Source organism: Micropepsis pineolensis (assembly GCF_055392125.1).
Genome location: NZ_AP042408.1, coordinates 1,092,914 through 1,104,096, shown reverse-complemented (window position 1 = coordinate 1,104,096; position 11,183 = coordinate 1,092,914). Strand labels below are relative to the sequence as shown.

Sequence of the window (11,183 nt, the reverse complement as noted above, 5' to 3'; positions counted from 1 at the left end):
GAGACTGCCAGTTTCGCAACCAATAACGCCACCAGACCCCGTCAAAACGGTGCGGACAGGGCTGTATTTTCGCGGGGCAACGCGCTAAACCGCTTAAGAACATAAAGAGTTATCGGTCGTGTTACTTTTGATAGATAATTACGACAGCTTTACCTACAATCTGTTTCATTATCTGGGGCAGCTGGGGGCTGACGTTGTGGTCAAACGCAATGACGAGCTTTCGGCCGAAGCGGCCTTAAGCCTGAAGCCGGAAGCCATTGTGCTGTCACCCGGCCCCTGCACCCCGAATGAAGCCGGCATCTGCCTGGATGTCGTCAGGAAAGCCGATGGCACTGTACCAATTTTGGGTGTGTGTCTGGGCCATCAGGCCATTGGTCAGGCCTATGGCGGCGACGTTGTGCGCGCACCGGTACCGATGCATGGCAAAATGAGCCATATTCATCATACAGATAAAAGCGTGTTCCGCGGCCTGCCCAATGATTTTCAGGCCACCCGCTATCACTCGCTGTGCATCGCCCCTGAAAGCATGCCCGATTGTCTGGAGGCCACCGCCTATAGCGAAGATGGTGTCATCATGGGTGTCATGCACAAAAGCCATCCGGTGCACGGGGTCCAGTTTCATCCCGAAAGCATTGCTTCGGAGCACGGTCATGCCCTGCTGCAGAATTTCCTGCGGCTGGCCCATCAGGTCGCCACGGCATGAGCCCGCCGGCAGACACGACAGTCCCTTCCGATGCACTGGCACCATTTCTGAAGCGGGTTATCAAGGGCGAAACCCTGTCGGCGGACGAAGCCACGACGGCCTTTGGTGTTATCCTGACCGGCAACGCCAGCGATATTCAGATCGCCGCGCTGCTCAGCGCTCTGGCCATGCGCGGCCCCACGGTGAGCGAGGTGGCGGGTGCCGCCAGCGCCATGCGCACTGCCATGCTGAAAATTCCAGCCCCCGCCGATGCGCTCGATTTATGCGGCACAGGGGGTGACGGGCTTGGCACGCTCAACATTTCCACAGCGGTGTCTTTTGTGCTGGCCAGTCGCGGCGTGCCGGTGGCCAAGCATGGCAACCGCAAAATGACCTCGAAAGCCGGCGCGACCGATGTGCTGGAAGCTCTGGGCGTCAAGGTCGACATTACACCCGCCATCGCCGAACGCTGCCTGGCTGAAGTCGGCCTGTGCTTTCTGTCGGCCCAGACCTATCACCCGGCGATGCGCTTTGTGACGCCAGTGCGCCGCGCGCTCGGCTTTCGCACCGTGTTCAATGTGCTGGGGCCACTGTCTAATCCGGCAGGGGTCAAACGCCAGCTGCTGGGTGTCTTTGCCGACAGCTGGATCAAAGATGCCGCCGAAGCGTTGCGCCTGCTTGGCACCGAAAAAGCCTGGGTGGTCCATGGTGCCGACGGGCTGGATGAAATCAGCATCTCGACCACGACCGAGATTGCCATACTGGAAAACGGCACCATCACCTATCGCACCATTGCGCCCGAGGATGCCGGATTAACGCGTGCCCCGCTGGCCAGCATTCTGGGCGGGGATGCCGCCACCAATGCCGCGGCCCTGCGCCGTCTGTTTGCTGGTGAAAAGTGCCCCTATCGCGATATCGTGCTGCTCAATGCTGCTGCGGCACTGATTGTTGCGGGCAAGACCACCACCCTTCGTGATGGTGCCGCCATCGCCGCCGCGGCGATCGACAGCGGCGCCGCCACACAAACGCTCGACAAACTGATTGCGGTGTCCAACGCATGACCATTCTCGACGATATTGCCGCCTACAAACGCACCGAGGTTGCCGCGGCCAAGGCCGCCCGCCCCCAGGCCGGGGTTGAGGCCGATGCCAAAGCCGCCGATCCGGTGCGCGGCTTTGCCGCCCGCCTTGCCGCTGCCCATGCCGCCCGCCGCGTCGGCCTGATCGCCGAAATCAAGAAGGCCAGCCCGTCCAAGGGCCTGATCCGCCCCGATTTTGATCCGCCCGCGCTGGCCCGCGCCTATGAAGCCGGCGGGGCAAGCTGCCTTTCCGTACTGACTGACACCCCGTCCTTTCAGGGTGCCCCGGCCTATCTGACCGCCGCACGCGCGGCCTGCAGCCTGCCTGCCTTGCGTAAGGATTTTCTGGTCGATCCCTATCAGGTGGCCGAAGCCCGCGCTTGGGGGGCCGATGCCATTTTGGTCATTCTGGCGATGACTGAAGATGCTCTGGCCGCCGAGCTGATGGCCGAAGCGGCCCGTTTTGGCATGGACGTGCTGGTTGAAACCCATAACCAGTCCGAGCTGGAACGGGCGCTGGCGCTGGATGCCGGGCTGATCGGCATCAACAACCGCAATCTGCACACCTTTGAAACCCGGCTTGACACCACCCTGACGCTGGCCCCGCAGGTACCGGCGGGCAAACTGGTCGTGGCAGAAAGCGGATTTTCCCGCGCCTGCGATCTGGAATTGATAGGCAAAGCCGGAGTAAGCTGCTTCCTGATCGGCGAAGGGTTGATGCGCCACGATGACGTTGCCGCTGCGACCCGCATACTGACGGAGATCGAGCTTTAGCCATGACGAAAATCTGCCGTGCCGAAGCCATTCTGGCCCCCGAACGGGAAGTCACCCCCGAGATACTGGCATCTGCCCGCCTGACCGGCATTCTTGCCGCCAAAAAGGCATGGGAGATTATTCCGCTGGCTGGTTCAATCCGCCCCTTAAAGACCGAAATCGCTATCGAGGTCAGTGAAACAGGCACCCGCATCATCGCCTCGGTCGAGGCCGATGGCGGCGGCGAGGCTTCGGCCCTGCTGGCGGCTACGGCGGCAGCGCTATGCTTTAACGATATGGCCCGCGGTACGCTGGAATCGGTCCGCCCGATCGACCAGATTGAAGAAACCGGCCAATCGGCCCCCTATCCGCGCAAACCGGCCACGCCCCCGGCCCGCCGTGGGGCCAAACCGGCCCCCGCCACCCTGATGGGTGAGGTGGTCGGGCCCAAAGCACCGGCGACCGGCAGCAGCTCGAAGCGGGAGGCATTCCGGGCCTTTATGTTAAGCCGCCATCTGCGCGCCACCGAATGGGCGAAAAAGGCCAATGTTCCGGCAGCCTTGATTTACAGCTATCTCACCGGTCGCTCGGCGTCGATTCCGCCGGATGTGCTGGCGGCGTTGGCCAAGGTGGCCAAGGTCAAACCCGACGACATGTTTAAAATTTAAATTCCGGGTTCCGCTGCACGCCTTGCTCTGCCTGTGCTACACTGGCAGTCGCAAAGGATCGCGATGGAAAGCAACGACCATTTTCTCGACGGCAAATTCCTCATTGCCATGCCCGGCATGCAGGATCCCCGTTTCGAGCGCAGTGTCGTACTGATCTGCTCACACACGCCCGAGCAGGCGATGGGCCTTATCATCAACAAACCGGTCGAAGGGTTGGCCTTTGGCGAGCTGATGCGGCGTTACGATCTGCACAGCGACGCCAATCTGCCTGACGTACCGGTGATGTTCGGCGGCCCGGTCGAGCTCAGCCGTGGCTTCTTCCTGCACAGCCCCGATTATAATGGCGGCGAAAACACCCGCATCGTCACCGAAGATTTGTCGCTAACCGCCGATGTCGATATTTTACGCGCCATATCCGAGGGGCGCGGGCCCAAGCGCTGTCTGCTGGCGCTGGGGTATGCCGGTTGGGGCGAAGGTCAGATCGAAACCGAAATGCTCGATAATGGCTGGATACACAGCGATTCCGATGCCAGCCTGGTGTTCGACAGCGAGGCCGATACGATCTGGCCCAAAGCCATCGCCAAAATGGGCGTTGATCTGTCCGGCCTGACCGGTGCGTCGGGACGGGCCTGAAATCTGCCCCCCCCAAAAAAAACGATGATACCAACATGCACGGCCGCGGTGGCCGCGCATGTGTATTTTAAAATTCGTTATTCGCGGATTTCACTGTCGGCCGCACGAAAATGCTGGGCGATAAAGTTCAGGGTTTCTTCCAGCGATAGCGGTTCGGCAAACAGGAAGCCCTGCCCCAGCGTCACACCCAACCCGGCCATGCGCGCGGCATCTTCTTCACTTTCGATACCATCGGCGATCAGGCGGTGCTTGGCCGCCACGCCGGTAAGCTGCGTTGCAACAGACGCATCGCCGCTGCCGTCACGAATAACGAAACTGCGGTCCAGCTTGACGCTGTCATACGGCACACCGTTCAGCCCCTGCAGCGGGGCCTTGCCGCAATTGTAGCAAATCGCGGTCAGACCGGCCCCTGCCGCCTTTAGCCCCGACCAACGCGCCGCATCACTGGCCGCCAGCACATCTTCGGCGGCCCCCATCAGCAACGAGCGTGGTGCCAGTTCGCCCTGACGGATCTGCGCCGCCACGAAGGCGTCGAAATCGGCTTCCTGCCACTGGCGGCGCATCGGGGTAACCTGCACAAACAGCGCCTCGGACAGCGGGAAATAGCGCTGCCATTCGGCCAGATGACCGGCGGCCCGCGCCAGCACAAAACGGCCCAGTGCTTGTACCAGTGCGGTATCAGCGGAATGGGCGATCAGATCACACGGCGCTGCCGCACCCAGGGTGGGATGACGCCAGCGCGCCTTGGCCTCGAACCCGGCGAGCGTGCGGTCGGCCAGCCGGATAATCGGCTGATAGCACAGCTCGATCTCGTCACCTTCCAGCGCCCGGCGCATTTCGTCTTCGATCCCAGCGGCATCGGCAGGCGCCATGGCTTCCAAACCGGGGGCGTAAACCTGCGCCCGGTTGCCGCCCTGAAAATGGGCCAGACGCAGCGCCACCGCGCCAGCATTGATCAGATTGAACGGATCGCGCACGCTGCGCCCATCGACCAGACCAACGCTGACCGGCGCGCGCAAGGAACGCCCGTCGATACGATAGGGCTCGGCACAAAGTTGCACCAGTTCAGCCCCCAGATCGGCGGTGGCGCCACGGGCATCGTTCATCAGCAGGGCAAAGGAATCGCCGCCAACGCGGAAGATCTGCGCCTTGCCGTGGAAACGTTTGGCCAGACGCTCGCCCAGCCGCGACAACAGCTCGTCACAGGCGCCGTCACCTTCGGTGGCACGTAAAGACTTAAAGCCGTCGATATCGACCAGACCATAGCGGATGGATTTCAGCCGCGGGCCCAACGTATCAAGCGCTTCCATCAGCGCCACCCGATTGCCCAGACCGGTCAGCGCATCGCGCAAGGTGCGGTCCATGGCGGCGGCTTCGGCTTCCTTGCGCATGGTGACATCGGCGAGCAGGCCAACGCAGCGTTCGGCACCGGCAGCGCCATTGCCCTTGGTCGCAGCCCTCAGTTCAAACCACAGATAGCGGCCATCTTCATCACGGGCGCGAAACTCGATGCGGAAAGCGTAATCGGTCTGGCGGCAGAAATCCGCGATGGCCTTTTCATAAATCGGCCGGTCTTCCGGGTGCAGACGGGCCAGCCACACCCCGGTGTGCCAGGTGTGAATGCGTCGGCCAAGACCCAGCAGCACCGCCGCCTCGCGCGACAGCACCACGGAATCGTTCTTGAAGTCGATCTCGAACACGCCCTGGAACGAGGCATCAATCGCCTCGATCGCGGCATGGGGCACGACGGGGGCCGGATTGGCCGACGGACCGTGACGCATGAAGGCCATCAGCCCGACACCCTCTCCCGCCACCAGAGCCAGAATCAGCAGCACCGCACCGGTGGCCAAAAAGCCGCCAGCAATATCGGGGGCCAACGGATTGGCACCAAAACCACCCAGTGCGGCATAGCCCGCCACCAGATTATAAAGCGCGAACATAATGGCACTGGGGGCCAGGGCGCGGGCAGCGTGCGAACCTTTGCCCGCCCAATAGACGACATAGACCGCCACGCCCATCGCCGTCGGCACCGCAAAGGTACCAATGATCGCGGTGGCCAGCGGCAGACCGAGATAGGCAGCCAGCGACATTGCCACCAGCGCATAAAGCGCCCAGATCCAATGCCGCTCAAACCGTGGCCACACCGCGCGAAGTGGCAGCAAGGTATCGACCAGCCTGAGGCCCGCGGCCATGGCCAAACCGCCAAACAGGGCTTTCAGACCATAGGGCCCACCGATCGGGGTAATCAAACTGCCATCAAACAGACCGATCGAGGTGAGCCGCATCAGAAGCAGTGACAGCAGCATCAAAGTGGCCCAACGCGGCGGTGCGTGATGGGACATGAAAGCCAAACCGCCGGCAATCGCCGCCGCCGCTGCCACCAGCCCCGCCACCGTGGCGATAAAAATCGCCATCCAGCGGTTATGGGCGGACAGCGCCGGTTCGGTCCACGACATCAGCGAGGGCGGATCTTCCGCCCCGCTCATACGCACCGCCAGTACGGCAGAAGACTGCGCCGGCAGGCCGATGCGATAGGTGCGGCGGCCATAATCGCGCACATTCTCGATGCTCACCGCCAGATTGGGGCTGGAAACTTGTAATATAGCGGGGCGCAATGGATGGGGCAGTAACGTGTAGCCCATGCCCGGCGGCTGACCGGCCTGCAAGACGCGGAACACCGGACGATTAGAAGCGTTGACCGCGGTGAAGACATACCAGCGGTCCTTGCCCCCCTCTTCGGGTTTGGCCCCATCGGGATGGTAGGCGGTCAGACGGTATTTCAGCTCGATCACCCCGACAGCACCGTCAAAGCTGACCGGCTGCGGCTGAGCCGGGGCAACGGGGGCCGTCTGGGGTGCGGCCTGAGTGGGCGCAGCCTGGGCCGTGGGGCTGGCAGCAGCTTGCGAGGGGGCCGCCACCGGACGGTTTTGCGGCATCGGCAGAGTTTCGTCCGCCACGGCCGCAGGTGCCGCAGCAGCTTTAACCACCTTACTGTGATGGGAACGCGGATAAGCCGCAGGCGCGAGCATCAGGACAGCCGCGGCCAAAGCGAGGCTTCGCCAGACAGTACGTTTACACAACCGGCTGATCATTCAGGCTTTACCGCTGATTGCAAAGTGGGCTCCACTTCCTGCGCCAAAAGCGCAAACAACACATGATCACACCATTGCCCGTTGATCCGAAGATAGGACCGGGCCAGACCTTCCTGACGGAAGCCGGCCTTGGCGAGCAGATTGCGCGAAGGCTCGTTGGTGGGCAGACAAGCTGCCTCCAACCGATGCAGACCGAGCGTCGCGAAGACAAACGGAATCAGGGCCTGCACGGCGTCGAACATAAACCCGCGACGGGCAAAAGGCTCGCCAATCCAGTAGCCCAGTGCACAACTTTGCGCGACCCCGCGCCGGACGCTGGCCAGGTTGCAGCCGCCCAGCAATGCATCGTCTTCGCGGCGGAAAACAAAGAAAGCGTAGGCGGTATCGAGCCGCGCCTCCTTGGAATAGCGCTTGAGGCGGCGGCGAAAGGCGCGTTTAGTCAACTCGTCATTGAGCCAGGACGGCTCCCACGGGGTGAGAAATTCGCGACTTTCGCTGCGCAGGGCGTTCCAGGACGGATAATCCGACATCCTTGGATAGCGCAAATAGACGTCCTGGCCAGACAGCACCGGCAACTGCCCGCCCGGAAAGGTCAGGCCGCGCATGAATGCCATCGGACCGGAAGCCTTTCTCATCCGCCCAAACTCACCTCTTAAGCTGCCCCGCCGAAACGACCGGCAAAGCTGTCATAGGATTCGAACCCCGCCGCCGGACCACTGACCGCCAGAGCCGGACGGCCCTGCATCAGACTGGAACCAAAGCGGCGCACATCGGCCACCGTAACCGCATCAAGCTTTTCGGTCAGCTCGGCGACGGTCAGCACCTTGCCATAGTGGAACATATGCCCGGCGATCATCTCGATCCGGGTGCCCGGCCGTTCCAACCCCATCAGCAGCCCCGCCTTAAGCTGGGCCTTGGCGCGGGCGACTTCTTCTTCATGGGCGGTTTCGGCCAGATTGGCCATTTCCCCGGCAATCACCGGACCGATTTCCGCAGCACCCGCCTGACTGGTGCCGGTATAAACACCGATCACGCCGCTGTCGCGGGCGCACTGGGCATAGGCGTAGATCGAATAGCACAGCCCGCGCTTTTCACGGGCTTCCTGGAACAGACGCGAGCTCATGCCGCCGCCCAATGCGGTGACATAGACCTGTGCGGCGAAATAATCGGCATCGTTCGAGGCCACACCCGGCAATGCCATGGCGACATGGGCCTGTTCCAGATCGGACAGATCACGGCTGTGACCGCCAACAAAGCGGGCCGGGGCCGGCACAGGCCCGGTACCTTCGGCCAACGTGGCAAATTTTTCTTCGGCCATGGCCAGAATGGCGTCATGGTCGATAGCCCCGGAAGCGGCCAGCACCATATCGCCCGCCCGGTAATGGCTGTGCAAATAGTCGAACAGATCGCTTTGCTGCATGGCGTTGACGGTGGCTTCTTCACCCAGCACCGGCCATCCCATCGCCTGATCGGGATAGGCCAGTTCCTGCAGCGTATCGAAAATCAGATCATCCGGGGTATCGCGGACCTCGCCGATTTCCTGCAGCACCACCTGACGTTCGCGCGCCAGTTCTTCGGTGGCATAGGTCGGGTGGATCAGGATATCGCCGAGGATATCCATCGCCAGCGGCACATCATCTTTAAGCACCCGGGCGTGATAGGCGGTCTGCTCGCGACCGGTATAGGCGTTGAGAATACCGCCCACCGCTTCGATCTCGAAAGACAATTCACGCGCCGAACGACGCTTGGTACCTTTGAAGGCCATATGTTCGAGCATGTGAGAAATACCCATCTGGGCCCGCACCTCGCAGCGCGTACCGGTATTCACCCACACGCCGACTGCGGCGCTTTCAAGCTGGTCCATCGGGTTGCTTGCTACAATCAACCCGTTGGAAAGTCGGGAAATTTTTACATTCATGAGATGGCCACTGTAGCCTCGATATGGGCGCGAACCAAGCCCGCATCGGCCGCCAGTACGGTGCAGCGTTCGGGGGCGGTCAAAATACCCTTAAGTCGTTGCGGCAATTCGGGATTTTCTCCAGTCGCTTTGACCACGGCAGGGGCAAACTTGGCCGGATGCGCTGTGGATAACACAACAACTGGTGATTTAGTCGTGGGTTTCAGCCCGTAGGCCGCGGCCATCGCCACCCCGGTATGGGGATCGATCAGCTTGCCCGTCTCGGCCTTGACGCGGGCCATGGCGGCCAGCGTGTCGGCATCGTCAAAGCGCACCGCACCATAGCGTTCGGCCAGCGCATCACGCACCGCAGTCGGCAGTGTGATTGATTTGGTGTGCGCAAAGTCGGCAAAAACTTCAGCGGTCCAGGCCGCATCACGCCCCGAAGCTTCGTACAAGGCGCGCTCGAAATTGCTCGCCACCTGAATATCCATCGAGGGGCTGAGGGTTGGCTGCGCCGACCCGGCAGCATAGATGCCGTCATTGAGGGCACGGGCCATGATGTCGTTGGCGTTGGTGGCCACCACCAGCTTTTCGACCGGCAGGCCCATGCGCATTGCCGCTTCACCGGCGAAAACATCGCCGAAATTGCCCGTCGGCACCACGAAAACCGGTTTGGCGGCCAGTTCAGCCGCGGCGGTGAAGTAATAGACCGTCTGGGCTGCAATACGGGCGAAGTTGATCGAGTTCACCGCGGTCAGCGAGACCTTATGAGCAAAATCTGTTTCACCGAACAGGGCTTTGACGATGCCCTGAGCATCATCAAAGGTGCCCTCGATCGCGATGTTGTGCACATTGGCAAAGGCCGAAGTTGTCATCTGACGACGCTGGACCTCGCTCACCCGGCCCTTGGGGTGCAGCACAAAGACTTCGATATTCTCAAGGCCGCCCAGTGCCGCAATCGCCGCAGAGCCGGTATCCCCCGAGGTCGCCGCCAGCACACAGGCTTTGCCGCCCTTTTTCTTCAGACTGCGGGCAAACAGCTTGCCTAAGATCTGCAGGGCGATGTCTTTAAACGCCAGCGTCGGGCCATGATAAAGCTCTAGCAGATGCAGACCGGGGGCAATCTCGGTCAGTGGTGCGATCCGCTCGTCATCAAAACCGGCATAGGCCGCCTTGATGTCAGCGGTCAGCTCCCAATCAGCATAGGAATCACCGGTCAGCCGCTCCAGCACGGTGCGGGAAACCTTCCAGTAAGGCTGACCGGCGAAGGCAGCGATTTCCTCCGGGCTGAAACGCGGCCAGATGTTGGGCAGATATAATCCGCCATCGGGGGCCAGGCCTGCCAGAAGCATGTCGGCAAAGGACAGATGCGGGGCCCGCCCGCGCGTGCTTACATAATGCATGGGAAATAACCGAGAGTTGCTGCGCCACGAATTTCGAGGCCGCACGATATTAGATGGGAACCCAGATTAAAAGAGATGGCCATGGCCGCCATACGCCCCGCCGATATACAGCCCGGCATAGAGCAGGAGCCACAATAAAATGCCGAAATGCCAGAACCAGGCCGCCGCTTCAAAGCCGAAATGGCCTTTTACGCGGAAATGCCCGGCGATGGCCCGCACCAGCGCCACGCCTAAAAAGACCGTTCCTAAAGCCAGATGGACGCAGAAACTGCCCATGATGAGGATGAAGAGCGAGCCATAGATTGCCCCCGGGCTACCGATCACCGCGATCAGATTAATGTGGGCCGGATCGGTCAGCGGCATGAAGACCGCATGGTTAAAGCCAAATCCGAATGGCAGATGAGACAAATCGCCGATCAGCAGCGCCAGCCCCGCCGCCGCCAGAAAGACGCTTACCCCCAGTGCCTGCACGGTGCCGCTTTTATGACCCTGCGATATGGCCCTGCGGGCCCACACCACAGTGGTGGCCGACAGCAGCAGCACAAACAGCGCCAAAAACGGCAAATGCCAAGGATCGTCAGGGTGAATGCCGACGGGCGGCCAGCCCCCCTGAGCCTCGGCCGACAGCGCGACATCAAGATAGACCCATAACAGAGCGCCGAAATAGACCGCCTCGATCAGCATGACCAGCGCCATGGCAAAGCGTAAGGACAGCTTCACCACCGGGCTGAGTTCGTTGGCATGCACCGATTCGGCGACCATATCGCGCCACCAGCCCATCAGCGTGAAGGCCAGCAGCACCGCCCCGCCCAGACAGATAAAACGGCAGATGAACGGCGGCAGGCCGAAAAAGTCGATGCCGGTGTTGAGCCACAGCACCCCGCCCAGCGCGATGATGAAAGTGCTGAGCCCGCCCAGAAATGGCCACGGGCTTGGTTCGACCAGATGATAATCGTGTTTGACGTTCATCGGCC

Annotated in this window: 10 protein-coding genes; 5 read left to right on the top strand and 5 right to left on the bottom strand. The window is 61.6% G+C overall.

All coding sequences use genetic code 11. From position 1 onward, the window contains the following. Positions 1–118: 118 nt before the first annotated feature. The 5 genes from ACZ5RI_RS04945 to ACZ5RI_RS04925 all read left to right on the top strand — a co-directional run bounded on the left by ACZ5RI_RS04945 (position 119) and on the right by ACZ5RI_RS04925 (position 3,814). Positions 119–703 carry an anthranilate synthase component II gene (locus ACZ5RI_RS04945; RefSeq protein WP_464515000.1) on the top strand — a complete coding sequence of 195 codons (585 nt, stop codon included), beginning with the start codon at positions 119–121 and terminating at the stop codon, positions 701–703. Continuing rightward, a complete protein-coding gene (gene trpD / locus ACZ5RI_RS04940) occupies positions 700–1,743 on the top strand; it encodes an anthranilate phosphoribosyltransferase (protein ID WP_464514999.1) in 1,044 nt (347 codons plus the stop codon). The genes ACZ5RI_RS04945 and trpD overlap by 4 nt, the downstream gene beginning before the upstream one ends. Next, positions 1,740–2,534: an indole-3-glycerol phosphate synthase TrpC gene (gene trpC / locus ACZ5RI_RS04935; RefSeq protein WP_464514998.1), complete on the top strand. Its 795-nt coding sequence runs from the start codon at positions 1,740–1,742 to the stop codon at positions 2,532–2,534. Before trpD ends, trpC begins: the two co-directional genes overlap by 4 nt. A gap of 2 nt (positions 2,535–2,536) precedes the next feature. Beyond that, positions 2,537–3,181 carry a helix-turn-helix domain-containing protein gene (locus ACZ5RI_RS04930; protein ID WP_464514997.1) on the top strand — a complete coding sequence of 215 codons (645 nt, stop codon included), beginning with the start codon at positions 2,537–2,539 and terminating at the stop codon, positions 3,179–3,181. Between the two features lie 63 nt (positions 3,182–3,244). Next, complete coding sequence (locus ACZ5RI_RS04925; RefSeq protein WP_464514996.1) at positions 3,245–3,814, top strand: YqgE/AlgH family protein; 570 nt, start codon at positions 3,245–3,247, stop codon at positions 3,812–3,814. 77 nt (positions 3,815–3,891) lie between these two features. Here the strand turns inward: ACZ5RI_RS04925 and ACZ5RI_RS04920 are convergent, their stop codons facing one another. The 5 genes from ACZ5RI_RS04920 to ACZ5RI_RS04900 form a co-directional block, all read right to left on the bottom strand. Further along, positions 3,892–6,843 carry an EAL domain-containing protein gene (locus tag ACZ5RI_RS04920; protein ID WP_464514995.1) on the bottom strand — a complete coding sequence of 984 codons (2,952 nt, stop codon included), beginning with the start codon at positions 6,841–6,843 and terminating at the stop codon, positions 3,892–3,894. Positions 6,844–6,902: 59 nt separating this feature from the next. After that, positions 6,903–7,511: a GNAT family N-acetyltransferase gene (locus ACZ5RI_RS04915; protein ID WP_464515550.1), complete on the bottom strand. Its 609-nt coding sequence runs from the start codon at positions 7,509–7,511 to the stop codon at positions 6,903–6,905. A 47-nt stretch (positions 7,512–7,558) separates the two neighbouring features. Then, on the bottom strand, positions 7,559–8,824 hold the full coding sequence (locus ACZ5RI_RS04910) for a M16 family metallopeptidase (protein WP_464514994.1): 1,266 nt from the start codon (positions 8,822–8,824) through the stop codon (positions 7,559–7,561). Beyond that, entirely contained in the window at positions 8,821–10,209 is a 1,389-nt protein-coding gene (gene thrC, locus ACZ5RI_RS04905; protein ID WP_464514993.1) for a threonine synthase, read from the bottom strand. The genes ACZ5RI_RS04910 and thrC overlap by 4 nt, the downstream gene beginning before the upstream one ends. Positions 10,210–10,275: 66 nt before the next feature. Then, positions 10,276–11,178, bottom strand: coding sequence for a cytochrome c oxidase subunit 3 (locus ACZ5RI_RS04900; protein WP_464514992.1), 903 nt, complete (start codon positions 11,176–11,178; stop codon positions 10,276–10,278). Between the last annotated feature and the right edge of the window lie 5 nt (positions 11,179–11,183).

Coding starts and splice junctions, on each gene's coding strand:
- trpD (WP_464514999.1), top strand. CDS start 700: ATGAGCCCGCCGGCAGACACGACAGTCCCTTCCGATGCACTGGCACCA.
- trpC (WP_464514998.1), top strand. CDS start 1,740: ATGACCATTCTCGACGATATTGCCGCCTACAAACGCACCGAGGTTGCC.
- ACZ5RI_RS04930 (WP_464514997.1), top strand. CDS start 2,537: ATGACGAAAATCTGCCGTGCCGAAGCCATTCTGGCCCCCGAACGGGAA.
- ACZ5RI_RS04925 (WP_464514996.1), top strand. CDS start 3,245: ATGGAAAGCAACGACCATTTTCTCGACGGCAAATTCCTCATTGCCATG.
- ACZ5RI_RS04920 (WP_464514995.1), bottom strand. CDS start 6,843: ATGCTCGCGCCTGCGGCTTATCCGCGTTCCCATCACAGTAAGGTGGTT.
- ACZ5RI_RS04915 (WP_464515550.1), bottom strand. CDS start 7,511: ATGCGCGGCCTGACCTTTCCGGGCGGGCAGTTGCCGGTGCTGTCTGGC.
- ACZ5RI_RS04910 (WP_464514994.1), bottom strand. CDS start 8,824: ATGAATGTAAAAATTTCCCGACTTTCCAACGGGTTGATTGTAGCAAGC.
- thrC (WP_464514993.1), bottom strand. CDS start 10,209: ATGCATTATGTAAGCACGCGCGGGCGGGCCCCGCATCTGTCCTTTGCC.
- ACZ5RI_RS04900 (WP_464514992.1), bottom strand. CDS start 11,178: ATGAACGTCAAACACGATTATCATCTGGTCGAACCAAGCCCGTGGCCA.